Annotated in this window: 22 protein-coding genes, 1 tRNA gene and 2 pseudogenes; 14 read left to right on the top strand and 11 right to left on the bottom strand. The window is 63.9% G+C overall.

Annotated features, from left to right (window positions below; genetic code table 11):
- Position 1: 1 nt before the first annotated feature.
- Together A0257_09590 and A0257_09585 are read right to left on the bottom strand one after the other, a co-directional pair.
- A complete protein-coding gene (locus tag A0257_09590; GenBank protein ID AMR27322.1) occupies positions 2-442 on the bottom strand; it encodes a hypothetical protein in 441 nt (146 codons plus the stop codon).
- 72 nt (positions 443-514) lie between these two features.
- Positions 515-724 (bottom strand): hypothetical protein, encoded by a 210-nt coding sequence (locus tag A0257_09585; protein ID AMR27321.1) that lies wholly within the window; start codon positions 722-724, stop codon positions 515-517.
- 197 nt (positions 725-921) lie between these two features.
- Here A0257_09585 and A0257_09580 point away from each other — a divergent pair.
- The 11 genes and pseudogenes from A0257_09580 to A0257_09530 all read left to right on the top strand — a co-directional run bounded on the left by A0257_09580 (position 922) and on the right by A0257_09530 (position 16,077).
- Positions 922-4,019 (top strand): annotated as a pseudogene (locus A0257_09580) (amidohydrolase).
- Positions 4,020-4,066: 47 nt separating this feature from the next.
- Positions 4,067-5,401 carry an amidohydrolase gene (locus A0257_09575; protein AMR27320.1) on the top strand — a complete coding sequence of 445 codons (1,335 nt, stop codon included), beginning with the start codon at positions 4,067-4,069 and terminating at the stop codon, positions 5,399-5,401.
- A 266-nt stretch (positions 5,402-5,667) separates the two neighbouring features.
- Positions 5,668-7,680, top strand: coding sequence for a hypothetical protein (locus tag A0257_09570; GenBank protein AMR27319.1), 2,013 nt, complete (start codon positions 5,668-5,670; stop codon positions 7,678-7,680).
- Between the two features lie 263 nt (positions 7,681-7,943).
- Positions 7,944-8,363: a hypothetical protein gene (locus A0257_09565; GenBank protein AMR27318.1), complete on the top strand. Its 420-nt coding sequence runs from the start codon at positions 7,944-7,946 to the stop codon at positions 8,361-8,363.
- A 470-nt stretch (positions 8,364-8,833) separates the two neighbouring features.
- Positions 8,834-9,469 (top strand): hypothetical protein, encoded by a 636-nt coding sequence (locus A0257_09560; GenBank protein AMR27317.1) that lies wholly within the window; start codon positions 8,834-8,836, stop codon positions 9,467-9,469.
- Between the two features lie 178 nt (positions 9,470-9,647).
- Entirely contained in the window at positions 9,648-10,334 is a 687-nt protein-coding gene (locus A0257_09555; protein AMR27316.1) for a hypothetical protein, read from the top strand.
- Positions 10,335-10,360: 26 nt separating this feature from the next.
- Positions 10,361-11,044 (top strand): hypothetical protein, encoded by a 684-nt coding sequence (locus tag A0257_09550; GenBank protein ID AMR27315.1) that lies wholly within the window; start codon positions 10,361-10,363, stop codon positions 11,042-11,044.
- 105 nt (positions 11,045-11,149) lie between these two features.
- Positions 11,150-14,113, top strand: coding sequence for a hypothetical protein (locus tag A0257_09545; protein AMR27314.1), 2,964 nt, complete (start codon positions 11,150-11,152; stop codon positions 14,111-14,113).
- 368 nt (positions 14,114-14,481) lie between these two features.
- Positions 14,482-14,955 carry a hypothetical protein gene (locus tag A0257_09540; protein AMR27313.1) on the top strand — a complete coding sequence of 158 codons (474 nt, stop codon included), beginning with the start codon at positions 14,482-14,484 and terminating at the stop codon, positions 14,953-14,955.
- Positions 14,956-15,133: 178 nt separating this feature from the next.
- Positions 15,134-15,355: a hypothetical protein gene (locus A0257_09535; GenBank protein ID AMR27312.1), complete on the top strand. Its 222-nt coding sequence runs from the start codon at positions 15,134-15,136 to the stop codon at positions 15,353-15,355.
- A gap of 38 nt (positions 15,356-15,393) precedes the next feature.
- Positions 15,394-16,077, top strand: coding sequence for an MBL fold metallo-hydrolase (locus tag A0257_09530; protein AMR27311.1), 684 nt, complete (start codon positions 15,394-15,396; stop codon positions 16,075-16,077).
- A 343-nt stretch (positions 16,078-16,420) separates the two neighbouring features.
- Here A0257_09530 and A0257_09525 read toward each other — a convergent pair.
- The 4 genes from A0257_09525 to A0257_09510 all read right to left on the bottom strand — a co-directional run bounded on the left by A0257_09525 (position 16,421) and on the right by A0257_09510 (position 18,333).
- Positions 16,421-16,505: transfer RNA gene (locus tag A0257_09525), tRNA-Leu, on the bottom strand.
- A 25-nt stretch (positions 16,506-16,530) separates the two neighbouring features.
- Positions 16,531-17,067 (bottom strand): co-chaperone Hsc20, encoded by a 537-nt coding sequence (locus tag A0257_09520; GenBank protein ID AMR27310.1) that lies wholly within the window; start codon positions 17,065-17,067, stop codon positions 16,531-16,533.
- 127 nt (positions 17,068-17,194) lie between these two features.
- Positions 17,195-17,482 carry an antibiotic biosynthesis monooxygenase gene (locus A0257_09515; protein AMR27309.1) on the bottom strand — a complete coding sequence of 96 codons (288 nt, stop codon included), beginning with the start codon at positions 17,480-17,482 and terminating at the stop codon, positions 17,195-17,197.
- A 32-nt stretch (positions 17,483-17,514) separates the two neighbouring features.
- The gene (locus A0257_09510) at positions 17,515-18,333 is read right to left on the bottom strand and encodes a hypothetical protein (protein AMR29702.1); all 819 of its coding nucleotides are present in this window, start codon (positions 18,331-18,333) and stop codon (positions 17,515-17,517) included.
- A gap of 206 nt (positions 18,334-18,539) precedes the next feature.
- On the opposite strand from A0257_09510, the pseudogene A0257_09505 reads away from it, so the two are divergent.
- Positions 18,540-19,478, top strand: a pseudogene (locus A0257_09505) (phosphate starvation-inducible protein PhoH).
- Positions 19,479-19,705: 227 nt separating this feature from the next.
- On the opposite strand, the gene A0257_09500 reads toward A0257_09505, so the two are convergent.
- From A0257_09500 to A0257_09485, 4 genes are all read right to left on the bottom strand, one after another.
- Positions 19,706-20,023, bottom strand: a complete 318-nt coding sequence (locus tag A0257_09500; protein ID AMR27308.1) for a hypothetical protein — start codon at positions 20,021-20,023, stop codon at positions 19,706-19,708.
- A gap of 1 nt (position 20,024) precedes the next feature.
- Positions 20,025-20,273, bottom strand: a complete 249-nt coding sequence (locus A0257_09495) for a hypothetical protein (protein AMR27307.1) — start codon at positions 20,271-20,273, stop codon at positions 20,025-20,027.
- On the bottom strand, positions 20,258-20,647 hold the full coding sequence (locus tag A0257_09490; GenBank protein ID AMR27306.1) for a hypothetical protein: 390 nt from the start codon (positions 20,645-20,647) through the stop codon (positions 20,258-20,260). The genes A0257_09495 and A0257_09490 overlap by 16 nt, the downstream gene beginning before the upstream one ends.
- A 135-nt stretch (positions 20,648-20,782) precedes the next feature.
- On the bottom strand, positions 20,783-21,697 hold the full coding sequence (locus A0257_09485) for a hypothetical protein (protein ID AMR27305.1): 915 nt from the start codon (positions 21,695-21,697) through the stop codon (positions 20,783-20,785).
- A 99-nt stretch (positions 21,698-21,796) separates the two neighbouring features.
- On the opposite strand from A0257_09485, the gene A0257_09480 reads away from it, so the two are divergent.
- Positions 21,797-22,231, top strand: coding sequence for a GNAT family acetyltransferase (locus tag A0257_09480; protein ID AMR27304.1), 435 nt, complete (start codon positions 21,797-21,799; stop codon positions 22,229-22,231).
- Positions 22,232-22,241: 10 nt separating this feature from the next.
- On the opposite strand, the gene A0257_09475 is transcribed toward A0257_09480, so the two are convergent.
- On the bottom strand, positions 22,242-22,844 hold the full coding sequence (locus tag A0257_09475; protein ID AMR27303.1) for a hypothetical protein: 603 nt from the start codon (positions 22,842-22,844) through the stop codon (positions 22,242-22,244).
- Positions 22,845-22,997: 153 nt separating this feature from the next.
- Here A0257_09475 and A0257_09470 point away from each other — a divergent pair, with 153 nt between their 5' ends.
- Positions 22,998-25,304, top strand: a complete 2,307-nt coding sequence (locus tag A0257_09470; GenBank protein AMR27302.1) for a hypothetical protein — start codon at positions 22,998-23,000, stop codon at positions 25,302-25,304.
- Positions 25,305-25,392: the final 88 nt, after the last annotated feature.

Raw genomic sequence — 25,392 nt, 5'->3', positions numbered from 1 at the left:
CCTACCCCCCCACCGGCACGCCAATGGCCGGCCGGAACTGCCCCAGCCAGGCCAGGGCAGCTGCCTCGCTGGTAAACCAGTCGGCCCGAAACGTGGTCGCGAACAGCGTGCTGGTGGGCGAGGCATAGTTGCGGGCTTGCAGCGCCTCCCAAAACTCGGCCCGCGCCACGAAGGCCAGGCACGGAATGAGCCCCAGCGTTTTGTACACGCGGGGCAGAAATTCGTCGCCCAGCCAATCGTACACGTCAGTTGGGCGCTCGGCAGTGTCGGCCTGGCCATCGAGCAGCCAAAACGGGCACTGGTGCCGTTGCGCCATTGCCAGCAGCAACTCACAGGCTTCCGTGAACTCGGCCGGGGAGAGTGGCCGTTGCACTACCCCCCGCACCAGCGGCGGCTCGGCCTGGTAGCGCACGGCATAAAACTCAGCAGTAGAAAAGGGCATGAGTGAAAAGGGACATAAGGAAAAGAAATAAGGAAAGAGATAGCTATAAAAAACGGATAAAGGTAATCACGGTCAGCTAATTGGTTTTACTTCGCTTTTGAGCTTAAGAACCCGGTCGCCGTTGTCCTGCACGATAACGAAGGCCGGGTTATCGGCCGTGCCGTGGCGGGTGATGTCGCTGCCCTTGAGCTTGCGGGTGATGGATTCTTTGTGGACGGATTCGATTTTGCCGGTGGCCGTGCCGGTGCCGTATTTCCAACTGACCTGGGTGCCTTTGCGCATGAGAAAGAAGCGGTTGAAGAAAGAAAGTTACCTGAAAAAAACGATAATAATTCGGGATAGGATGCAGCTTGGTGCCCGCCCGCTGCTACTTTTGGCGCAGGGGTCGGCCGCGTGGATGCCGGCTTTTTACTCCGTTGCTTTTTATTGGTTCTACCTTGACTCCGAAGCTCTCTTTTTCGCTGCGCGCCGGGCTGGCTTTGCTGGGCCTGGGCGCGGCCGCGCCGGCGCTGGCGCAGCCCGGCACCTACCCCCGCAACGGCGTGTACGACCAGCGGCCGGGCCTCTACGCTTTCACGCACGCCACCATTCAGACTGACTACCAGACCCAGCTGAAGGACGCGACGCTCGTCATTCGGGAGGGAAAAGTGGAGGCGGTTGGGCCTACAGCTTCGGTTAAAATTCCGGCTGGCGCGGTGGTGCGCGACCTGCGCGGGCAGTTCGTGTACCCTGGTCTGGTCGATATTTTCACCAGCTACGGCGTGCCCGAAACCAAGGCTCCCGAGCGGCGCGGCCGGCGCGGCGGCGGCCCGCAGTTCGACTCGCAAAAGGCGGGGGCCTACGACTGGAACCAAGCCATTCACCCCGAAGCCAACGCGGCTGAGCTGTTCAAAATCAACGCCGAGCAGGCCAAAGCCTACCGGCAGCTGGGCTTCGGGGCGGTGCTCACGCAGCAGCCCGACGGCATTATGCGCGGCACGGCGGCGTTGGTGAGCCTCAACACGGACCTCAAGGAAAACGAGGTGCTTTTGCTCGACCGGGCCGCCAGCGGCTTGTCGTTTGATAAAGGCACTTCGACCCAGGACTACCCTAGCTCGCTGATGGGCAGTATCGCGCTGCTGCGCCAGACCTACCTCGACGCCAGCTGGAACCAGCGCAACCCGCGCCGTGAGCAGAACCTGAGCTTGCAGGCCCTGAGCCGCCAAAAAAGCCTGCCCGCCATTTTTGAGGTGCGCGACAAGCTCTCGGCGCTGCGCGCCGATAGGGTAGGGGACGAGGCCGGCGTGCAGTACATTATCAAAGGCCACGGCGACGAGTACCAACGCCTGCCCGAGCTGAAAACCACCGGGGCCACGTTCGTGGTGCCCGTCAATTTCCCGGAGGCGTATCAGGTTGACGATGTGTACGATGCCCAGCGCATTGCCCTCGAAGACATGCAGCACTGGGAGCAGGCCCCGGCCAACGCCGCCCGGCTGGCCCAGGCCGGCCTGCCCTTCTGCTTCACGGCGGCCGACCTCAAGGACAAGACCAAATTCTGGCCCAACGTGCGCAAAGCCGCCCGCTACGGCCTCACCGAACAGCAGATTCTGCAGGCCCTCACGGCCACGCCGGCCCGCCTGCTGCACGCCGAGAATGAGGTAGGTAGCCTGCGCCCTGGCCTCGTGGCCAACTTCCTCATCTGCTCGCGCCCGTTGCTCGATGAAAGTACGGTGCTGCTCGACAACTGGGTGCAGGGCGAACGCTACCAGCTCTCGACGCTGCCCACCGACTACCGGGGCGTGTATGCGCTGAGCATCGTGACGGCTAATAAGGTAAAAGACAACGAGTTTCGCATTGGCGCGGATATGTCGCTGCTCATCCAGGGCGGCAAGCCCGAAACGCCCGAGCTGCGCGTACTACCCACGGCCGGCGATACGGTGCGCGGCTCCATCGCCGTGAGCACCGAGTTGGCCACGCTGGTCTTCAACCCCGCCGATAAAATTCAGAAGAAGCCCGCCAAGCCCACCAACAACAGCACGCCGCCCGCCAACGCGGGCGCTATTCGCCTCAGCGGCTACTACGCGGCTGAGAGCAAGACCTTTAGTGGCGATGGCCAGCTGCCCGACGGCACGCCCGTGACCTGGCGCGCCCGCCGCCGCGACGAGGCCAGCCGCCAGGCCCGCCGCGACTCGGCCAAATCCCTACCCCCCCTCGTGCTGGGCAAGGTGAGCTACCCGCTCGGGGCCTACGGCCTGGGCGGCCCGCCGGTACTGCAGCCGGTGCTCATCAAAAACGCCACCGTCTGGACCAGTGAAAAGGCCGGCCGGCTGGAGAATACCGACGTGCTGCTGAGCGGCGGCAAGATTCAGAAAATCGGCCGGAACCTGGCCGCCCCGGCCGGCGCGCGCACCCTGGATGGCACCGGTAAGCACCTCACGCCGGGCATCATTGACGAGCATTCGCACCTGGCCATTGCCGAAGGTGTGAACGAAGGCACCCAGGCCGTTACCAGCGAGGTGCGAGTGGGCGATGTCATTGACCCCGAGGACGTGGGCATCTACCGCGACCTGGCGGGGGGGTAGTGGCCGCGCAGCTGCTGCACGGCTCGGCCAATCCCATCGGCGGGCAGTCGGCGCTGGTGAAAATGCGCTGGGGCGCGACGGGCCAGGAGATGAAAATCGCCAACGCGCCGGGCTTCATCAAGTTTGCCCTGGGCGAAAACGTGAAGCAGAGCAATTGGGGCGAGCTGAACGTGCTGCGCTTCCCGCAAACGCGCATGGGCACCGAGCAGGTGTTCGTGGACGCCTTCACCCGCGCCAAGCAATACGAGAAAGACTGGTTGATGTACAATAAGTTACCAAAAAAACAGCAGGCCGCCGCCGAGCAGCCCCGCCGCGACTTGGAGCTGGATGCGCTGGTGGAAGTGGTGCACGATACGCGCCACATCACCTGCCACAGCTACGTGCAGAGCGAGATTAACATGCTGATGAACGTGGCCGACCAGATGGGCTTCAAAGTCAACACGTTCACCCACATTCTGGAAGGCTACAAGGTGGCCGACAAGATGAAGGCGCGCGGCATCAATGCCAGCACGTTTTCCGACTGGTGGGCCTATAAAAATGAGGTGCGCGACGCCATTCCATTCAACGCCGCCATCATGCACCGCGTGGGCCTGAACGTGGCCATCAACTCGGACGACGCCGAGATGAGCCGCCGCCTCAACCAGGAAGCCGCTAAGAGCGTGAAGTACGGCGGCATTCCCGAAACCGAGTGCCTGGAGTTCGTCACCATCAACCCCGCCCGGATGCTGCACCTCGACGCGCACATGGGCAGCATCAAGGAGGGTAAGGATGCCGACGTGGTGCTGTGGAGCGATAACCCGCTGAGCATCTATGCTAAAGCCGAAAATACCTTCGTCGATGGCCGCGAGTATTTCAGCCTGAAAAAAGACCTGGAGCTGCGCCAGCAGCGCGACCAGGAGCGCCAGCGCTTGGTGCAAGCCATGCTGGCCGCCCGCAAAACCGGCGCGCCTACGCAAGCGGCCAGGGAGAAGACCACCGGCCACTGGACTTGCGATACTATTGGGCAAGAGAAGTAGGGGTGGGGCTTGCCCCCACCCGTTGTTGAACAAAATCGTCCACTCAAATGACTAAACTATCACAATTGGCGCGCACGCTGGGCGGGGGCAAGCCCCGCCCCTACTGGTTATTGTTCGCGCCCTTCGCCGCTGCCGCGCAGGTGCCTACCCCCGCGCCAGCGCAGGCCGCGCCTATCGTGCTGGTGGGCGGCACGTTGCACACCGGCACCGGCCAGGTGATTGAGAATGCCGCCGTGGCCTTCGACAAAGGCCGGCTGGTGTACGCCGGGCCGCGCGCGGGCTTCACTCAAACGGGTTATGAGGCGCGCGACGTCAGCGGGCAACAGGTATATCCGGGGCTGATTTTGCCGAATACTACGCTGGGGCTGAGTGAGGTAGAGGCCGTGCGAGCTACGGTGGACGAGGAGGAAGTGGGCGCGCTCAACCCTAACGTGCGCGCGCTCATCGCCTACAATACTGACTCGGATGTGACGCCCACCGTGCGCATCAACGGCGTGCTGCTGGCCCAGCCTACCCCCCGCGGCGGCTTCCTGTCGGGGGCCAGCTCGGTGGTGCAGCTCGACGCCTGGAACTGGCAGGATGCCGTGGTGAAGGCCGACGATGGCCTGCATATCACCTGGCCCGCGATGGTTATCAAGGCCAACCCGGCTGAGGATGCCGCTGCCCTCACCCGCCGCCAGGACGCCCGCACCGCCCAGCTCCGCGACCTGGAGCAGCTGATGAGTGAAGCCGCGGCCTACCGGCAGCTGCCCGCCGGCCGCAAGGAAAACCTGCGCCTGAGCGCGATGACGGGCCTTTTCGACGGCACTAAAACGCTCTATATTCACGCCGACTACGGCAAGGAATTGATTGAGTCGGTGCGGATGGCCAAGCGCCTGGGCGTGCAAAAAGTGGCCCTGGTAGGTGCCCGCGACGCCTGGATGGTGCTCGATTTTCTCAAGCAAAACGACGTGCCCGTGGTGCTGAGCCGGGTGCAGGCCCTGCCCCGCCGCGACGGCGACGACTACGACCAGCCCTACAAATTGCCCGCCCAGCTGCAAGCCGCCGGCATCCGCTACTGCCTCGATTTTCAGGGCGACCAGGAAACCTCACGCTCGCGCAACCTGCCCTTCGTGGCGGGCCAGGCCGTGGCTTTCGGGCTGACCAAAGAGCAGGCGCTCACGGCCATTACGCTCAGTCCGGCCCGGATTATGGGCATCGACAAAGACTACGGCAGCCTCGAAGTGGGCAAGTCGGCCACGCTCATCGTGAGCCGCGGCGACCTGCTTGACATGCGCACCAACGCCCTCACCCAGGCCTACATCGACGGCCGCAGCCTGACGCTTGAGAGCAAGCAAACTGCCCTCGACCGCAAGTTTCGCGCGAAGTATGGGTTGGAATAGGGGGTAGGGAATCGCCGACCCGTTTGTCATTGCGAGCATGTTGCGCATCAAGCAAGGGCGAAGTGGAGCGCGGCAATCTTTCCTGCACGCTTGAGTTAGTAATCCAGCGATGCGAACGACCAAGGAAAGATTGCCGCGCTCCACTTCGTTACGCTCGCAATGACAGGCGACGCACTGACAAAAGGCGCTATGACAAACAACCAGTCAGCCGTTGAAACTCATCCCGTCGCCACCTTTGCGAGATGATTCGAGTACTTTTTCTGTGTTTGCTGGCATTTTCGGCGGTGGCCCAAACGGCCATCGTGCCCGATAGCCGCGCGTTCTACGGCATTATCAACCGGGCCAGCGGGCGCAGCCTCGACGTGGCCAAGGCCGCCATTACCAGCGGCGCGCCGGCCGTGCAGTGGGAATTTACCCACGCGCCCAGCCAGCAGTGGCACCTGGTTACCATCCGGGAAGGCGGCGAATATTACCGCCTCGAAGCCAAACACAGCGGCCTGTGCCTGACCCTGGAAGCCGCGCCCGGTGCCGAGCCCAACGCCACTACGCCGCTGGTGCAGCGGCCGTTCACGGGCGGGCTGGGCCAGCAGTGGCGGCTGGTGCCCACCGGCGCGCCCGGCACGTTTCAGCTCCAAAACCGGCTCGACGACCGGGTGGCGACGCTCGCAGCCAACAACAAATTCAACAACACCGCCATTGTGGCGGCGCGGGGGGTAGGGCGCTCCAGCCAGCTCTGGCGCTTGTTTCAATTGCAATTGAAGCTGGCCACCGGGCCGCCCTATTTTGCCGCGCCCGAGGCGCTGCCGGCCCTCAGCTCGGCCGGTGGCAGTGAGCTGCAGCCCGTGCCCACGCCCGACGGCAAAGGGCTGTATTTCAACCGCACGCGCTTTGCCGGCAACACCGAGGGCCTGACCGAAACCGGCGATATCTGGCTGAGCCAGAGCGCCGACGCGGGCCGCACCTGGGCCGCCCCCACCCGCCCCGACCGCCCACCCGGCCTCAACACGGCCCAGAATAACGCCGTGCAGGCGGTGGTGGGGCCGGCCGGCAGTCCGTCGCTGCTGCTGCTGGGCACCTACGACGCCGGCCCGCTGCGCGACCAGGGCGCGGCGCGGGTGGCGGTGGGCGGCAACGCTGGCCCTACCCCCCTGCGCATCAGCAACTTCAGCAGCCTAAGCCCCGGCACGGGTTTTTTTATGACGCCGGATGAGAAAATTCTGCTGCTGAGCCTGGAGCGCGACGACTCGCAGGGCGGCAACGACCTGTACCTGAGCCGGGCCGATGGCGCGGGCGGCTACTCGGCACCCCAGAGCCTAGGCATGGTCGTCAACTCGCCGGGCTACGAGTTTGCGCCGTGGCTGGCGGCCGATGGCAAGACCTTGTATTTCAGCTCTTACGGCCACCAGGGCTACGGCTCAGCCGACATTTTTGTGAGTCAGCGCCTCGACGATTCCTGGACCAAGTGGAGCCAGCCCGAGAACCTGGGGCCGCGCTTCAACGGGCCGGGCTACGACGCGTTTTTCGCCCTCGGCCCCGACGGCACGGCCTACTATGCCAGCACCGGCGCCAAGGACACGAACCCCAAAAAGCTGTTTCGCACGCCGCCCGGCCCGCCGCCGGTCGTGGACTCGGCTGCCCTCGCGGCCGCCGCGGCCGACCCCTTGGGCCAGCCCCGCGCGCTCGTCATGGGCCGCGTGCTCGACGGACGAACTGGCCAGCCCATCGCGGGCGGGGCCGAGGTGCAGGCCCTGATGATTGGCGGGCCGATTGACTTTCGCAGCACGGCGCGGGCCGACCAGGTGGGCTTCCAGATGTCGCTGGCCCCCGGCCGCTACCGCGTGGTGACTACCGCCGGCCTGCTCACCCGCGTCGATACGTTCGCGGTGCGGGCCGGCGAGTCGCGCCGCTACGAGCCGCGCCTCACGCCCGCCACCGTGGGCTCGCGCCTCGACCTGCCCGACCTGCTCTTCGTGCAGGCCCAAGCCAAGCTGCTGGGCTCGTCGTTCGCTACCCTCAATAAACTGGCCGAGTCGCTGAAAGACAACCCGCAGCTCGAAATCCGCCTCGAAGGCCACACCGACAACGTGGGCACCCCCGCTCTTAACGTGAAGCTCAGCGAGGACCGCGTGGCGGCCGTGAAGCGCTACTTGGTCGATAAAGGCGTGACTGCCCGCCGCATCACCACCGTCGGTTTCGGCGGAGCCAAGCCCAAATTCAGCAACGACCGCGAGGAAACCCGCAAGCTCAACCGCCGCGTCGAGCTGGTCATTACCAAGTAGCCGGCGGCTTTGGCGGAATCCTGTTCTTAAACGGCCTTCCCCCCTGCCGTGCCGCGTTGCTCAGTGCCCGGTGCCCATCGTAGCGGCGGCGCGTTCCGCGGGTACGCCCATCGTGGGGGTGGTAGCTACGGTGGCGGCCGGGCGCATGGGGGTAGAAAAATTACCTGCTATTCTTGCCGCGCATCCGGCAACAAAACCAGGCTTGGCCTAGCAGATGCGCGCCCGGCCGGAGTAGCTTTGTGGCTCCTACTAGATACCCATTTGTGCATCCTCGTTTACAGCAAACTCTTTATTTTGAAAGCCCGGCCGGCCGGCTTTATTACCATGCGGCGGGCTATGCGCACCTGGCTTGGGGTCCCGGCCGCCTGCCGCTGGCCACTATCGAAGCCTACTATGAGCAGGCCCTGGCGCTGCTGCGCAGCACCGATTGCCGCCGCATCCTGTCCGAGCACGGCCAGCGCGCGCCCTTGTCGGCCGAGGCGCAGGCGTGGATTACATCCAACTGGATACCGCGCGCCATGAGCCAGGCCCAGGCCCGGCACTGCGCCATCGTGGAGGGGGCCAACCCGCTGCACCGCCTGTCCACCCAGTCGGTGGTGAGCGCGTCGCCTGCCGGCTTCCACTTCAAGCGGTTTGACAATTTTCCGGATGCCGAAGCCTGGCTGCTCGGAGTAAACGTTTGATTTTAAGAATATTATGTTGGCGCGAAAGCCCTAGTGAGTAGTAAGGTAAAAGTAGGGGGTAGCAAGATAAACGTAGTAAGACTGGTCGTTTTTGCTTGATTATCAGCCTGCTGCGGTCCTGTCACTTGATTCTGGCTACTTGCTTATCACGCATTCTTGATAATTTCTCGGCGGCCGGGCACCAGGGCTTCTTCATCACCCAGCAAAATAGCTCAGGGGCGCGGGCTCCCGGTGCGGGCGAAGATGGTTTTGGGAATGGCGATGACAGGCAGCGCCAGCAGGTGGCGTGGCCAGCCAGCAACTTGCGGGGAGAAAGCCCAGCCCGTCCTTGTGTCGCAAGCAATTGTTTTCATGCCAACGCAATGAGCCGCCCTTCTCCCAACATGCCAGCCCCCGGCCCGGTCGTGGGCAGTCAGGTTGTAACCGCGAGCCCTACCCCCCCTCCGCGCCGTGAAGCGCCTCCTTTCCTTATGATTTCAACCGCCGACTACGCCGCCCTACCCCCCGCCGCCGACCTCCAGCTCCTCTGCAAGGCCCTGGCCGCGCTCGACGCCATCAACTCGCCCGACTGGGAATATCGTTATTACTCCTACAACCCGAGCTGGGGCGAGGGCGAGCAGATGCTCGAAATGCGCGACGGCGAGGGCGACCAGATGCTGGTGCTGTTTCGGCCCGAGGGCTGCGTCATCAACGGCTATCTGCACGAATACGACCAGCCCGCCAAGGCCCAGGTGACGCGCGGCCTGCCCGCGGCGTTCGATGATTTTATGTTTGGCGAGCCGGTCGCGTCCGTCGGCACCACGTTTTGCCTCTGGTACACGCCGGCCCACGGCTGGCAGCGCGGCGTGGTCGAAAACGACGACGATAGCTCCGAGGAGCTGCTCTATATCTTTGACAACCAGCCCGCCACCTACGCCGAGTGGGCCACCGAATACTACACCGACGAAACCGACAAGAAGCCCGTGACGCCCGTCGCCGTGGCCCCTTTCTACCGCAACGAGCCCGCCACCAAAGCCGCCGTGCTGGCCCTGGTCGATGAGGTCGAAGACTGGCTGCCGCTGGCCACCGACCTGCAGGAAATCGGCTATCCGTATAGCTTTAATTGATTAGGTGCGGTGAGCTTTAGCTTGCCGGATTATCGCCCGCTGACCCATCATCCCGTTGCCCGGCCAGTTAAAGCTTACCCGTATGCGCGCCTGCTTGGTCGGGTTTGCCTGGTTGCTAGCCCCGAAAAGGGTAGTTTCAAGAAACGCTAAACAGCCGTCTTTAGTAAAACATCAGATAATGACTAAGATATCTGGGCTCGAAAACTGGGATTTATCGGCGGTGCCATTGACCGAGCAAGTAGCTAGCGTTTCGGTTTTCGTGGCCTACCCAAAGGTTTCTGAAGAGTTATTGGCATTGACACCGAAGGGGCGTAAAGGGCTTATTACCTATACAATGCGAACGGAAATTGATGCGGTGCTGGCCATCAATAAGTTGTCAGATTGGCAACTCCTTAAAACCGGCGGGCAGCGTGGCCGTTACCACGGAATAAGGGGCCAGATTAAAGTGGCTGATATGCAAGAGGTAGCAGCCCTTGCTACCGTTCAATCTATACAAGTAGAGGAAACCAACGGCAGGAAAAAACGCATTGCTAAACCTAGGAAGAAGCTGAATTTTTACTGCGTGAAAATGACGGTGGCAATTCAGATTGAAGGCTATGATAAAGGGAAACAGAGATACGAAGAGCGCTACGTGCTGTTCAAAGGCCATTCTGAGACAGAGGCATTGCGCAAAGCGGAAGTAGCTGCGCTTGAGTATCAGCACTCCTATCTAAATTCGGACGGCTTGCTTGTGCGCTGGAAAATGGAAAGTCTGGATAATGCGTACGAAGTAGTTTTAGCCGCTGGTGCTGATAATTTGGAAGGTGCCGAAGTGTTCTCAGCATTAAAAACCCGGCGGCGGCATAAGCCAGATTCTCTTGCGTAGCCCACCCCCTCCTTTCCCTACCCCCCATGCCCAGCCCCAACCGCCCTGAGCTGCTGCTCTTCGACGTGAACGAAACCTTGCTTGACCTGAGCAAGCCGCGCCAGGCCATCAACCAGGAGTTTGGCACCGAATCGGCGTTCACGCAGTGGTTTGGGCTGCTGCTTCAGTACTCGCTGGTCGAAACCGTGACGGGCTCTTACCACGATTTTAAGGAGCTGGGAGGCGCGGCCCTCACCATGCTGGCGCAGGCGCTGGGCCAGCCCGCGCGCCCGGCCGCGCGCCAGCACGAGCTGCTGGCGCTGCTCACCGAGCTGCCGCCCCACCCCGACGTGCGGCCCGGCCTGGAGGCCCTGCGCTGGGCGGGCTTCCGGCTGGCTACGCTCACCAACTCGCCCGGCCCCACCTTGCAAAAGCAGCTGGCCTACGCCGGCCTGGCCGACCTGTTTGAGCAGGCCCTCAGCATTGACGAGCAGCGGCGCTACAAGCCGCACCCGGCCACTTACCACGCGGCCTGCCAGCGCCTGGGCGTGGCCCCGGCCGCCGCGCTGCTGGTGGCGGCCCACGGCTGGGACGTGGCCGGCGCGTTGCGGGCGGGCCTGGCGGCGGCTTTCATCGCCCGGCCCGGCCAGGCGGTGTACCCATTGGCAGCTGCGCCCACCTACACCGCCCCCACGCTGGTGGCCCTGGCTCAGCAGCTGGCGGGGGGGTAGGGGTGGGGTTTAGGCGGAGGTGCGGGCTGGGGCGTAGCTTCGGCATTCACTTGGCCCGACCGTGCGCCTGGCCTGGCCCGTTTGGTTATGACTCCTGCTGTACCTGTGCCCGACTTGCTTGCCGACAACGACCTGCTCCAAAGCGTGTTGGAGGCGTCGCTGACGGCCCTCAACCTGCTGCGGCCGCTCTACGGGCCGGGGGGCGGGCTGGTCGATTTCAGCCTCGACTACCTCAACCCCGCCGGCCAGCGCATGGTGGGATTGCCCGCCCGGCCGGGCGGCAGCGTGGGCACGCACTTTCCGCACGCCCAAGCCAACGGCCTGCTGGCCTTCTACCGCCGCGTGTTTGAGACGGGCGAGGCGGGCCAGTTCGACTTTCACTACCAGACCGCCGCAATTGACAGCTTCTTCCTGGTGGCGGCCCGGCGCAGCGGCGAAGTGCTGGTAGCCAGCATTCTGGACAGCACCTACCACCACGACCGCCCCGCCCTGGACCAGACCCTGCGCCAGAGCCAGGCCCGCGAGCAGGCCGCCCGCGAGGCCGCCGAGCGCGAGCGCAACCTGCTGGAAACCGTGCTGGCCCAGGCCCCCGTGGCCATCGGCATATTTCAGGGTGATGACCACGTGGTGCATCAGGCCAACGACCTGCTGTGCGCCATGTATGGCTACCCCCCCGCCCAGGTGGTGGGCCGGCCCCTGCTCGATGGCGTGCCCGAGCTGCGCGGCCAGGGCTTCACGGAGCTGATGGTGGAAGCGGCCCGCACGGGCGTGCCCTTTCGCGGCCAGGAAGCGCCCGCGCAGCTGCTCCAGCCGGATGGCCGCCTCGAAACGCACTACTTTAACTTTGTGTACCAGCCCCTGCACGATGCGCAAGGAGGCTTGCTGGCAATGCTGGGCATGGCCATCGACGTGACAGAGCAGGTGCTGGCCCGCCGCCAGGTGCAGACGCTGAATGAGGAGCTGGCGGCCACCAACGAGGAATTGGCCGCTTCCAACGAAGAATTTTTAGCGAATAATGCCGCTCTGGCTCACACCCAGCTCCAGCTTCAGCAACTCAACCACGGGCTGGAGGCCCGCGTGGCCGAGCGCACCCAGGCCGCGCAGTTGGCGCGGGCCGAGGCCGAGCAGCGGCGGCAGCAGCTGGAGCGCCTGTTTGAGCAGGTGCCGGCCGCCATCGGCATTTTGACGGGTCCCGAGCTGGTGCATGAGCTGGTGAACCCCAGCTACCAGCAGCTGTTTCCGGGCCGCCGGCTGCTGGGCCGGCCGCTGCTGGCGGCCCTGCCCGAGCTGGCCGGCCAGCCCGTGTGGCACAGCCTGCGCCGGGTGTATGAAACCGGCCAGACGCACGAGGAGCTGGAAATGAGGATTCCGGTGGCCCGGCACGAGGGCGGCCCGCTCGAAGATTTCTACTTCCACTACATTCAGCAGGCGCGCTACGACGAGCAGGGGCGCATCGACGGCATTGTGGTGTTTGCGCTCGACATCACGGACCAAACGCGCACGCGCCAGGAGTCGGCCGCCCTTCAGGCGGAGGTGCTGGCCACCGCCCGGCACCAGGTCCAGGAGCGGGAGGCGTTTTACCAGGTGTTTGAGCAAACGCCCGCCGCCATAGCCTTTTTGCGCGGCCCCGAGCACCGCCTGGTTTACTTCAACCCGACCTACCAGCGGCTGTTTCCGGGCCGGATAATGCAGGGCCGCACCGTGGCCGAGATGCAGCCCGAAGCCGAGGCCCAGGGCTTCGTGGCGCTGCTTGATAAGGTGTACCAGTCGGGCGAAACGTTTGTGGGTAGTGAGCTGGCAATCAACATCGAGTCTGCCGACGGCTCGCCAGCCCGGACCTCGTATTTCAACTTCACCTACCAGCCTTACCAGGAAAATGGCCATACCAGTGGCCTCTCCGCGTTTGCTTACGACGTGACCGAGCAGGTGCTGAGCCGCCGGCAGCAGGCCGCCGCGCAGGCGCAGCTTAAGGCGTTGTTTGAGCAGGCACCGGTGGCGATTGGTATTTTGCAAGGTACTGATTACGTGGTGCGGGTGGCTAATGCCAGCATTTGCGCGCTGTGGGGCCGCGACCCGGCGCAGGTGCTGGGCCAGCCACTATTTGAGGCGCTGCCGGAAGCGGCTGACCAGGGGGTGCGGGAACTGCTCGATGGGGTGCGGCGCACGGGCACGCCCTTCGTGGCCCACGAGCTGCCCATTGTGCTGAACCGGCACGGGCGGCCCGAGAAAATGTACTTCAACTTCGTGTACCAGCCCATTCGCCGGGCCGAGGGCAGCGAGTCGGCGGTGGCCGTCGTGGCCACCGATGTGAGCCAGCAGGTGGCCGCCCGCCAGCAGGTGGCCCTGGCCAACGAAGAGCTGCAAGCGGCCAACCAGCAGCTCACGCGCACCAACGCCGACCTCGACAACTTTATCTACACCGCTTCGCACGACCTCAAGGCACCCATTACCAATATCGAGGGCCTGCTGGCGGCCTTGCAGGAGCAGCTGCCGCCGGCCGTGCAGCGCGACGCGCTGGTGCGGCCGCTGCTGCGCATGATGCACGACGCCATCGAGCGCTTCCAGAAAACCATCGGCCACCTCACCGATATCTCCAAGCTGCAGCAAGCCCACGCGCCGCCTCCCGAGGCCGTGGACCTGGCCGCGTTGGTCGAGGATATTCGCCTCGACCTGGCTCCCGCGCTGGCAGTATCTGGCACCCGCCTGGAAATAGACGTGGCCCATTGCCCTACCCTCTCCTTCGCGCCCAAAAACCTGCGCAGCATCCTCTACAACCTGCTCAGCAACGCCATCAAATACGCCGACCCCGCGCGGCTGCCGGTGGTGCGACTGCGCGCCGCGCGCACCGCGGGCGCGGTCGTGCTCGAAGTGCAGGACAATGGCCTGGGCCTCACCGAAGCCCAGCAGCGCCAGCTTTTTATTATGTTTCAGCGCCTGCACAGCCACGTCGAGGGCTCGGGCGTGGGGCTTTACATGGTGAAGAAAATAGTGGAGAACGCGGGCGGTAGCATCACGGTGCGCAGCCAGCCGGGCGCGGGCTCTACCTTCACGGTGCGCCTGCCGGGGTAGGGCCGTTCCTACCCCCCCCCGCCAGCGCTAACGTCCCTACCCCCCGCTGAGTAGTCGAGCGAAATCAAGTCAACACTTCCTCATTCGCAACTACTTTAGGGCTTACGCAAAGAGCTATTTTTTCAGCCCCAGCGGGGCGTTAACCATTTTACGTAAGTCCTATACTTGGCCTTGCTTAAAAGTTTGGGCCAAAAATCGCAGTTGACTTTTGCGTTGCTTTACCTTTGACTGCTGCTCGGTAAGCGGCCACCGACGTTAGCTGAGCAACCGATATCGTTCTGCCAGCTGGCTAGCCGCGCTTCTTTGCTGCGTTTTTTCTGGCCAGTTTCATGAATCTACTTGCTGACGTAGGATTACCCACTCTCGAAGTGAAGGCCCGGACCGTGCTGCTAGCGGAAGGCCAGGTGGCCACGCACCTCTACGTCGTGCGCCAGGGCTGCGTACGCATCTGGCTCAATCACCGGGGCAAAGACCTGACCGCGCAGTTTTTCGTGGAGGGCGAAGCCGTGGCTTCGCTGGAAAGCTTCCTGACTGGGGAGCCCAGCGAATTTACTCTGGAAACTGTCGAAGCGTGCACGCTCGACGTATTATCGAAGGCCGAGTTTGACCGCCTGATGGCCGAGCGGCCCGACTTTCGGGAGTGGTTTCAGCAGCTCACCACCCGCCGGCTCATCGGCTACGTGCATCACCTGCTGGCCTACATCCGCGACACCCCACAGGAGCGCTACCAGAACCTGGTGAACAACCGCCCGCACCTGCTCCAGCGGGTGCCGCAGCACTACATTGCCTCCTACCTGGGTATCACGGGCGTCTCGCTCAGCCGCATCCGCAACCGCAAATAAGCGGCCGGCCCAGCGGTGGTTTTTAACAATTGTTATCGTCGCCGGTGCGGGCAACCCCCCACTTTTGCGGGGTGCTTAGTCAACCACATGCCTGCCGGCTGCCAGGCGTAGCCGATTCCGACGCAAAAAACAGGCTAGTGGCGCGGGCTGCTGGCCATGCCGCAGCCGACTTTCCCGCGTGCTAGAGGCCCTGCTGGTGCTAACGGCCCCGCTGCTGTTCCTGCCCACCCTGACCGGGTACTATGCCTATAGCCACGGGCGCTCCTTTTGGCGTTGGTTCCTGGTCGGCTGTGGCCTGCCGTTCTTTTCGCTGGTGGTGGTGGTGGCGGTGGTGCATCGGGCCCAGCGCCGCCAAAGTCGGCTCCCCCGGCCGGCCCCGCCAGCAGCGCCGCCAGGCTAGTCCCATTGCTCAGTATACTTTTCTACCCCATCCTCAACATGGAGAAAATCACTAACCGGCTGTACCAAATCAGCCTGGGGGCCGTCAATGCCTTCGTTATCGAAGACGATGGCCTGACGCTGGTCGATACCGGCCTGCCGGGCAGCACCCCTAAAATCTTCGCCGCCCTACGCAAGGAAGGGAAGGACCCGGCCAACATTAAGCGCATCATTCTCACCCACCTGCACACCGACCATACCGGCAACGCCGCCGACATCAAGCGGCAGACCAACGCCCGCGTATATGCCCACCGCGCCGATGCCCAGCTGCTGGAAAAAGGCGTGAGCGGCCGGCCCATGACCCTCACGCCAGGCATCACGAATCGGTTTATCTACCAGATGTTTATCAAAAGCGCGGGCAACGCCGTGCCGCCCGTGGCCGTGGAAGAAAAGCTGAGCGACGGCGACGTGATTCCGCTGCTGGGTGGCATCCAGGTCGTGCATACGCCCGGCCACAGCGCTGGCCACGTGGCGCTGCTGCTCCCAAGCGAGGGCGTGTTGATTGCCGCCGACCTGTGCGCGCACGTCCTGGGCCTGGCCTACAGCACCCTCTACGAAGACCGGGCGCTGGGTCAGCAAAGCATTCAGAAAGCCGCCGCCTTGTCGTTCGACACGGCCGTATTTGGGCACGGTAGGCCGCTGCACGGGCAGGCCAACCAGCAGCTACGGGCGAAATTTGCGTAGCTGAACCGGGGCCGGCGCGGCGCTCGGCGCGCCGGCTGGTGCCCCGGCCTGGGTTTGCCTTAGGACAAGGGGTTGCATGGGAGGCGGCTGAAGGCTAAGCAACTGCGGCTACTCTCCCAAATGCGACTTTTGGCCCAAACTTTTAACCAACGCCACACCTACTTCGTGACGAGTGTAGCATCATTCTCCTCAGGAGGACTAGTAAAAGAAAAGCTGGCGTAACCGCTTCCATAAGTCTGGGCAAACCCCGACCGGGCCAAACGCAAAAAAGCCTCAAAAACTGCATCTGCGAACAGATTTACAGTTTTTGAGGCTTGCTTTAGGAGGAGCACTTAACGCTTCCTGGTACCCGGAGCCGGAGTCGAACCGGCACACCTTGCGGTAATGGTGTTTGAGACCATCGCGTCTACCGGTTCCGCCATCCGGGCAAGAACGATTCCGCTCGGCCGGTAGTCACGGGCGGGCCGCAAAGGTAGCCAATTGCTGGCGAAGCCGCAAGAGGTAGCGCTTCTTTAAGTAATAGGTCTTCACCTGGGCCAGGGCCGCCGGGCGGTGGTCGGGGGGTAGGGCGGCGTACCCGGCCAGCACCGGCTGAATGCCTGCGTCGAGGGTGTCGGCCAGGGCCGTTACTTCGGTTTCCAGCGTGGCCGTGGCGGTGGGGTCGGGCTCCATTTCCAGCTCCATAAGCTGCTCATTCAAGTCCATTACTTCCATCAGGAAATCGGCGGGAAGCTGATTTTGCGCACTGCCTTCTTCCAATAAACCGTGCTGGCCGAGTAGGTAAGCCATGCGCCGGTCGGGGTCGGCGAGGGTGCGGTAGGCGTCGGTATTTAAAGTGCTTAGATGCAGGGCTTCGGCCTGGGCGGCGGGAGTTTCCTGGGCGTGGAAGTCAGGGTGCAGCTCGCGGCTGAGTTGGTAGTATTTGGTTTTGAGGGTGGCCTCATCGAGCAAAAAGCCTTCGGGCAGGCCGTAAAAAGTGAAGTAGTTCATAAGGGGTGTGATAAGCTTCAGCTTGTCGTAACGTAAAAAAACGTCGCCCCGACACTTTCCACCGCCAAACGGCAGGCTAAAGCCTACCCTACGCTTTTTCGGCAAGCGGAAGCTTACCCCACATTCTCTACCCCGCCCGAACCACCGAGAAGGCCTGCGCCGGGGCCGCCAGCAGCCGCTTGGTGGCGGGCCACACCTCGCCAAAAAGCGCCGAGCGGCGGTAGGCGTTCAGGGCCTCGGCATCGGCCCAGTGGCTATAAGTGCAGTAAATATGCGGCTGGTCGGCATCCTGCCACAGCTCCAGGTGCTGGCAGCCCGGCTGCTGCCGGATGCGGGCTTCGGACTGGCGAAAGAGCATCAAAAAATCGGGCACCTGCTCGGGCAGCAGGGGTAGGCGAACGATGCGAAGCAGCATAGGCAGAGAGGGGTAGGGGGCGCGAAATCGGCTCATTCGCCCGTGAAGCGCACATCGACCTGCGAGTCGAAATACAGACCCAGCAGCTCACTGGCGTGGCCCTGATTGATGGCCACGCACAGGCAGCCCTGGGGGTTGAAGGTGCACACGATTTCGCCGGGCGGGGCGGCGGCGAAGTGCGGGCGCAGCTCGCGCACCACCTCGCGGCCAAAATGCACGGCCGCCGGCCGGCCCCGGCCCACCACCTCCACCGCCTCGCGCGAGATGTTGGTAATCAGGTTGCCGAAGTGGTCCACGTGCACCACGTGGCCCGTGATGCGGTTGTCTTGCAGGCGCACCTGGCGGTTGGTGAGCACGTAGGGGTCGGTGGCGGCCGGCCCCAGGCTGCTCAGGGGCTGGCCCAGGGCCAGGCGCACGGCGGCGGGTGCCAGCACATCGCGCGTGGGGTTGAGCGAGTGGCCGGCGGCCGGCAGGGGGGGTAGGGCCGGGGCCAGCGCATCCAGCCGCACCAGTTGGGCGGGCACGCCGTCGCAGAGCAGGGGTAGCAGGCCGTTGTCGGCGGCCACGAAGTAGTGGCCCTCGTGCTCGGCGGCGTGCCAGGCAGGCGTGGCCACCGCGCCGACGGCGCTGGCTCCGTAGTCGCTCACCGCAATGAGGTGGGTAGTGCCCTTGGGAAAATCCCGAAACACGGCCCGCAGCACGTGCACGGCGTGCGCGATGTTATAAGGCTCCACGCCGTGGGTAATGTCCAGCACCGGCAGGGTAGGGGCCAAATGCAGCAAACGGGCCTTGAGCGCGGCCACGTAGTGGTCGCGGTAGCCAAAATCCGTAAGCAGTGTCAGTACGCCCATGCCCGCAGTTGCCAGGTTCTTCGTAGTATTGTTGAGTAGCCGGCCAGCCGGCCGGCGCGGGTGCAAAAGTAGCCCGGTTTTTGGTAGTCGGCCGGGAGTTTTTTGCCCATTGGCTTGTTGCATAAGTAGTGCCAACCAGCCGCGCAGTGCTGCCGGTAGTTACGCTTACGGTTCTTTTTTCTCTCCCTTTCCTCCGCTTTTCCAGTTTGGTCGAAAAAGTCATCACCCTCGAAAATGTGTCCCTGGTTGACTTCCTGGGGGCCGATAATCAAAATATTCGTCGTATTTCGGCTGCTTTTCCGGGCAGTAAAATTGTGTCCCGGGGCAACGAAATCAAGATTCAAGGCCCCACCGAAGTCATCGCGCGGGTCAACGACATCCTCAGCTCCCTGCTGGAGCATTATCACCAATACGGCGCCATCACGGACCGCGACGTGAACCAGTACCTCTCCGCCACCTCCGAGGAGGCCGAGGGCCGCGTGCTGGCCGCCTCGCCCGACGTTATCCTGTTTGGGGCCAAAGGCGGCGTCATCAAGGCCAAAACGCCCAACCAGCAAAAGCTGGTGGACGCCGTGATGAAGCACGACCTCACCTTCACGCTGGGCCCCGCCGGCACCGGCAAAACCTATATTTCGGTGGCCCTGGCCGTGCGGGCGCTTAAGAATAAGGAAGTTAAGAAAATTATCATCTCGCGCCCCGTGGTGGAGGCCGGCGAAAGCCTGGGCTTTCTGCCCGGCGACATGAAGGAAAAGGTGGACCCCTACCTGCGCCCGATTTACGATGCCCTGGAAGATATGATTCCGGCCGAAAAGCTGAAATTTTACCAGGAAAACAAGATTATCGAAATTGCCCCGCTCGCCTACATGCGCGGCCGCACGCTGAACAACGCCTTCGTGCTCTTGGACGAGGCGCAGAACACCACGCCCTCGCAGATTAAGATGTTCCTGACCCGCATGGGGCCGTCAGCGAAGGTGATGGTAAACGGCGACCGCAGCCAGATTGACCTGCCTACCCGCCAGAAATCGGGCCTGATGCAAGCCCTTGATATTCTGCGCGATATTCCCGGCATCGGCTATGTGGAGATGACCGCCGAAGACATCGTGCGCCACCGCCTGGTCAAAGACATCGTGCAAGCCTACGACAAATTCGACGTGGCCGAGCAGCGCCGCGAGGCCGACTTCAAGCAGCGCCGCCGCGAGGGCAACGACCACTCCAACGGCCACGACCGCCGCCGCACCCCCGAAGCGGAGGAAATGGAGGAGCTACCCGTGAATCACGAGCAGGCGTTGTAGGGTGCGGGGCTTGTCCCCGCCCGGCGTCGAACGGACCCATTACGAATCGTTCAACGCCGGGCGGGGGCAAGCCCCGCACCCTACTCCGTTACCGGTGCCGAGTCGGGCTGAAACAGCCGTCGCTCAGCATAAAACGCCCCGAAGGGTAGCACCGATAGCACCAAACCCAGCCCGAACTTGCCCGCCGACCAGCGCCGCTCGATGGTGTTTTGGAGCAGCAGCAGCACGTAGGAAATAAACAGTACCCCGTGGATAAGCCCGACAATACGCACTGCCGCCGGCTCGTGCGCCAGGTATTTGAGCGGCATGGCTACGCCCAATAATAGCAGCAGCGACACGCCTTCCAGAATACTGATTGCCCGCAACCGGGCCAGGGAACTTAACAAAAAATCGAACATATTAATCAGCTAAATGAGGAGTTGCGAAGGATAAACGGCGCACGTGCAGAATCTCAATGCCCAGCAAATTCGGGGCCGGGCCGACTTCGGCGTAAATATCGGCCAGGATGATGTTCAGCTCATCGGTGGCAAAGCAGCGGCCCGCCACCGCGCAAAAGCGGCGCGCTACCCGCCCGCCGCGCAGCTCGGCCAGCCGTAGCCGGTAGCAAACCAGGAAGCAGCGCGGCCGGCTACTTACAGGCGAAACCACGGGATGCCGAGTAAAATGAGGGTGAGCGCCAGCGTATAGCTTAGGGCTGACCAGCGGTGCCGGGCGGCGTCGGTGGCGGCACGCTTGGCGATGCTCTGCCCGATTTGGGCTACTATAATAGCCGTGAGCATCAGGCTGATGTGGGTGACGGACCAGAAGCGTAAGGTAGGGTCGTGCCAGGCGGCGCGGCGGTCGGCGGCGGCCAGCCTCACCCAGGGACTGAGGCCGAAGTACAGCGTGAGGCCCAGCAGCAGTTGCAGGTGCAACAGGCCGGTGAGCACCGCGCCCAGGCGGCGGTCGGCGGGCCGGTAGGGGCGGCGGCCCAGCCAGCCCCGGTAGGCCAGCGTGAGGGCCGCCAGCAGGGCCAGCAGCACCGCCCAGCGGTTCCAGGAGTGTAGGGTGAGAACGAAACGATACACGAAAAGGCGGGTTGAATTTGCGGAAGCAAAGGTCCGCCGCCCTACCCCCCGCCGGCTAGGATGATGCCGGCCGATAACCGGACGTTTCAATCATTTCGTTTCAGCAGGCAGGGAGGCCGCCCGCCGCAGCTCGCCGGGGCGCTGGCCGGTTATTTTTTTGATTAGGCGGCTGAAATACGAGGCATCGGCTACGCCCACTAGGGCCGCCACCTCAGCCACGGGCAGCGTGGTTTGGAAGAGCAAGGCTTTGGCTTCGAGCACCAGGGCCTCGTCAATCCAGTGGGTAGGCGACTGGCCGGAAACGGCTTTTACTGCTTTATTAAGGTGATTAGGGGTTACGTGCAGCCACTCGGCATAGATTGCCACCCGATGCTCGGCCCGAATGCGCTGGCTCAGCAGCCGCTTAAACGCCAGGCTGAGCGTGGCCGCCGCTGAGGGCGCGGGGCCGGGCGCGGGCTGGTAGGCATGGTCGGCCTCGGCCAGCAGGGCGGCCAGGTGGGGTAGCAGCAGCGGCAGCGCCGCCAGCTGATGGGCCTCGTACACGGCCAGCATCCGGGCCAGCAGCGCCCGGACGAATGCGGCCGCGTCGGGTGCGAAGCCTATATGCGGGTGGCCCCAGCTGGTCAGGAATTCCGGCTCGGCCACGCTGGCCCGCCGCAGCAGGTCGGGGTGAAAGTGGCAGAGGTAGCCCGTGTTCACGTCATCTGGCCCGAAGGAGTGTACTTGCCCGGCCGGCACCAGCAGCAGCTCGTCGGCGCGGGCCGCGTAGTGGTCGTAGCCCACGGCCATGCGCGCCTCACCCGAGGTAATAAACAGGGCCGTGTGCGCCGCCGAGCGCACGGCCGGCACCGGCCCGCGCACGTGCCGGTACATCTCCTCCACGCGCAGGATAAAAAATTGCTCGGGCTGCGCGCCCAGTCGGTGCAACAGCGCGGGCGCGGGCTCAAAATACTGCGGAAAATACGACTGCGGCGCGTGCAGCGCCACGGGCGGGGTAGGGGCCATGCCGTTAAAGCTAGCACCACCCGAATTAACTTCCCGCGCCAGTGCGCGGCGTTAAGTCGGATATTCGCGCTTCGATACCGCCGCCTACCCCCGCCCACCATGCTGACCGTTCACCAAATCACCGACCTGCGCGACCTCGACGCCGCCTTTACCATCCGCGAAAAAGTATTCGTGGGCGAGCAAAACGTGCCCGCCGAGGCCGAGTACGATGCCCACGACCGCGCCGCTACCACCCGCCACTACCTGGCCCAGGTAGATGGCCAGCCCGCCGGGGCCGCCCGCTGGCGGCCCACCGAAAACGGCGTGAAGCTGGAGCGCTTCGCCGTGCTACCCGCCTTCCGCAACCAAGGCGTGGGTGAAGCCCTGGTTCACCAAGTGCTGGCCGACGTACAAACCCAAGCCCCCGACGCGGCCCAGGTGTACCTGCACGCGCAATTGCGCGCCATCCCGCTCTACGAGCGCACGGGCTTTCACAAAGTGGGGGAGATGTTTGAGGAGTGCGATATTCAGCATTACCGGATGGTGCGGGGGTAGGGGCGGAGTTTTATGCCGCCGTGGCCTGCTGCACAATATGCTGCATCGTCCCCAGCAGTTGCGGCAAGTCGCGGATGCTGTACACGTCGTTATCCAGCGTGAGGACTTGCCCGACCAGCGTCAGAAAGCGCCAATCTACGCCGGTGGTGGAGCAGCCGTAGAGCACGGGCACCGGGCGGTGGGCCAGCTCGTTGAGGCGCTGGGCACCGACCAGTTGGGCGGCGCACTGGATGGTGCCCGCTTCGAGGTCCTGCTTTTTGGCCTCGGTGATGCAGAAAATGGGGGCCACGATGAAGTCGCGGATGGGGCTGAGCGACAGCACGAAATCGCACTCACCGCGCAGGCCGGCGGCGGCATCTACGTCGAGGTTTACGCCAGAGTGGAAGGTGAAATGCTGCTCATTCAACTCATTTAGCTCCGTAAGCACCGGCGAAACCAGGCGCTCGGAGCGGGCCTTTTCACTCACGTAACCGATGCGCTGCGCCCGCTGCAAGGTTTCGAGAAGCCAGGAAGAGGGGACCTGCGGCGGGCAGTCGGGAAACAGCCGGGCCGCCCGAAAGTCGAGGTCAAACCGCTGGGTTAGTTCGGCCGGGGTGAAATCGGTATAAGCCATAGTTGGACGAGGCTAAAAAGTAAAAATCGGACTTTATTACCAGAATATATAGCTGGAAGAAGTGGTGCCGGAACTGCCTCACAAAGATGAAAAGAAGTTAGGGAAGCAACCGGAACGGGTTGTAATATGCAGAAAAATTCGGCTATTTAAATTATGCTCGCCTGGTCCTCCGCCCCCCTGCTGCGCGTGGCGCTGGCCTTCATCGCGGGCGTGGTGGGCTACCTCTATCTGGGCCAGGAGTGGGCGGGGAGCGCCGCGCCCTGGGCGGCCGGGCTGGTGCTGGCTTACGTGGTGGGCTGGTTTATCAGCCGGCGCGAAAGCAACCCGGCGGCCACCGACGCGCTGGGCATTCTGGGCTTGGTGGCGGTAGCGGGGGTAGGCTTTGCCCGCGGCCAGGCCGCCACCGAAAGCCGCCGACCCGACCACATCGGCCCGCTGGCCGCGCGTATTGAGTTTTACCGCGCCACCGTGGACGAGGCCCCCGTGGTGCGAGCCAGCACCTTCGCCACGACTTTGCGGGTGCAGGCCGTGCGGGTGGCCGGGCGCTGGCGCGCCGCCAGCGGCGGCATCCGTATCAGCCTACCCCGCCACGAAACTGCTGACTCGGTGCCGGCTCCGCGCTACGGGGAAGTGTGGCTGGTGCAGGGCCGCCCCGAACTCAGCAAAGGCCCCGCCAACCTGGGCGAATTCGACTACCGGCGCTACTTGCAGACGCACCAGGTTTACCACTCGCAGTTCGTACACCAGGACCAATATAAAGTGCTGGGCTACTCCCCTTTGAGCTTGCCAATGGCTATCAGCCAGCGGGCAGCGGCGGTGCTCGACGGCGTGCTGCGCCGCTACGTGCCCAGCCTGCGCGAGTACGCGCTGGGCACGGCGCTGGTGCTGGGCTTCCGAGACGATATTGACCAGGAAACCAAGCAGGCTTACGCCAACACCGGCACCACGCATATTATGGCCGTGAGCGGGTTGCAGGTGGGACTGCTGTTTGCGGCCCTGCGGTGGCTGTTGGCGCGGCTGCCGCTGGGCCGGGGGGTAGGGCGGCGGCGCTTGCTCACGGCTGCGCTGGGGCTGGCCCTCATCTGGAGCTACGCCTTCCTGACGGGCCTCTCGGCCTCGGTGCTGCGGGCCACGGTCATGTTCACCTTCGTAATAATCGGCCAAGCCTGGGAGCGGCAAAGCAGCCTCATCAACACCCTGAGTGCGGCGGCTTTTTGCTTGTTACTTTGGAATCCCTACCTGCTCTGCGACGTGGGCTTTCAGCTCTCCTTCCTGGCCGTGCTGAGCATCGTGTATTTGCAGCCGCGCATCAGCCGCTGGCTCGACCCGCGCAATGCCGTGCTCGACCGCCTGCGCGGCTGGCAGCCGCCGCTGGTGCAGCGCGGCTACCGCGCCCTGGCCAGCTTCGCCGACACCGCCTGGCAGCTCACGGCCCTCTCGCTGGCCGCGCAGGTGGCCACGTTTCCGCTGGGGCTGTATTATTTTCATCAATTTCCGCTCAACTTCCTGCTGTCCAATCTCATCGCGGTGCCCATTTCAAGCCTGGCCGTGTACGTGGGGGTAGGGCTGCTGCTGGCCAAAGGGCTGGTGGCGCTGCCGACGCTGGTCCTACCCCCCGCGGCCGGGGCGGTGCTCGATTGGCTGCCGCGCGGTATCGGCTGGGTGTTTGAGAAGCTGATTTGGCTCTTCAATGAATATATTTTTCTGATTGGCCGCACGCTGCCGGGTGCGGTGGTGGGCGGCGTGCATTTGAGCCAGGGCCAGACGCTGCTGGTTTTCCTGATTATCGGCGCGGGGTGCGTGTTTCTGGCGTCGCGGCGGCTGGCCTGGGCAGGCTGGTGCGTGGCGCTGCTGGCTCTCTACGGCGGCAGCCGGGTGGCCGAGGCGCGGGCCGGGGACCCGCGCCGCGAGTTTGTGGTGTACAGCATTCCGCGCCGCTCGGTGGTGGGTTTCTGGCAAGGGGCCGCGCCCGAGTTCGTCACCGCCGATTCCCTACCCCTCTCCGAAACCGAGCGCACCTATCGCCTCAAACCCAGCCTGATACTGCGGCGCGTCCGCCAGCCGCGCTACCGCGTGGGCTGGCTTGGAGCCACCGTGCCCGCCCGCCTCGTGGCCGCCCCCGATAGCGCCGAGCGCACCCACCGCTACCCGCCCGCGCCGCTGGTGCTGGCCCAGTGGCGCGGCCTGCGCGTGGCTTTCGTGAGCGGCAGCCTGCGCCGGCTGGCCGCCGCCCCTACCCCCCCGCTGCCGGCCGATGTAATAATCCTGCGCCGCAACCCGCACCTCTACCCCGACGCGCTGGCCGCGCATTTCGGCCGTCAGGCGCGGGTCGTGTTCGACTCGTCTTGCAAGCGCTGGTACGTGGCCCGCCAGGATTCGGCCCTGCGCGCCGCCGGCTTCCGTACCTGGGACGTGAACGAGCAAGGCGCGTTTACTTATGAGTTGCCCGACGGGAATTAAAAATTAAGAATGATAAATTCTCGTCAAAGCAACCTCCCATCCCTCTTCAGCGAGTCTATAGAATATTCCGCTAACTTGTGCCGTTCAA

Source organism: Hymenobacter psoromatis, from assembly GCA_001596155.1.
GTDB lineage: Bacteria > Bacteroidota > Bacteroidia > Cytophagales > Hymenobacteraceae > Hymenobacter.
Note: the sequence above shows the minus strand (reverse complement) of the source record. Positions and strands in the feature narration are given on the sequence as shown.

What these genes read in the sequence shown, in the direction of transcription:
- A0257_09590 (AMR27322.1), bottom strand. Translation starts at nt 442, where the DNA reads ATGCCCTTTTCTACTGCTGAGTTTTATGCCGTGCGCTACCAGGCCGAG.
- A0257_09585 (AMR27321.1), bottom strand. Translation starts at nt 724, where the DNA reads ATGCGCAAAGGCACCCAGGTCAGTTGGAAATACGGCACCGGCACGGCC.
- A0257_09575 (AMR27320.1), top strand. Translation starts at nt 4,067, where the DNA reads ATGACTAAACTATCACAATTGGCGCGCACGCTGGGCGGGGGCAAGCCC.
- A0257_09560 (AMR27317.1), top strand. Translation starts at nt 8,834, where the DNA reads ATGATTTCAACCGCCGACTACGCCGCCCTACCCCCCGCCGCCGACCTC.
- A0257_09555 (AMR27316.1), top strand. Translation starts at nt 9,648, where the DNA reads ATGACTAAGATATCTGGGCTCGAAAACTGGGATTTATCGGCGGTGCCA.
- A0257_09550 (AMR27315.1), top strand. Translation starts at nt 10,361, where the DNA reads ATGCCCAGCCCCAACCGCCCTGAGCTGCTGCTCTTCGACGTGAACGAA.
- A0257_09530 (AMR27311.1), top strand. Translation starts at nt 15,394, where the DNA reads ATGGAGAAAATCACTAACCGGCTGTACCAAATCAGCCTGGGGGCCGTC.
- A0257_09520 (AMR27310.1), bottom strand. Translation starts at nt 17,067, where the DNA reads ATGAACTACTTCACTTTTTACGGCCTGCCCGAAGGCTTTTTGCTCGAT.
- A0257_09515 (AMR27309.1), bottom strand. Translation starts at nt 17,482, where the DNA reads ATGCTGCTTCGCATCGTTCGCCTACCCCTGCTGCCCGAGCAGGTGCCC.
- A0257_09510 (AMR29702.1), bottom strand. Translation starts at nt 18,333, where the DNA reads ATGGGCGTACTGACACTGCTTACGGATTTTGGCTACCGCGACCACTAC.
- A0257_09500 (AMR27308.1), bottom strand. Translation starts at nt 20,023, where the DNA reads ATGTTCGATTTTTTGTTAAGTTCCCTGGCCCGGTTGCGGGCAATCAGT.
- A0257_09485 (AMR27305.1), bottom strand. Translation starts at nt 21,697, where the DNA reads ATGGCCCCTACCCCGCCCGTGGCGCTGCACGCGCCGCAGTCGTATTTT.
- A0257_09480 (AMR27304.1), top strand. Translation starts at nt 21,797, where the DNA reads ATGCTGACCGTTCACCAAATCACCGACCTGCGCGACCTCGACGCCGCC.
- A0257_09475 (AMR27303.1), bottom strand. Translation starts at nt 22,844, where the DNA reads ATGGCTTATACCGATTTCACCCCGGCCGAACTAACCCAGCGGTTTGAC.
- A0257_09470 (AMR27302.1), top strand. Translation starts at nt 22,998, where the DNA reads ATGCTCGCCTGGTCCTCCGCCCCCCTGCTGCGCGTGGCGCTGGCCTTC.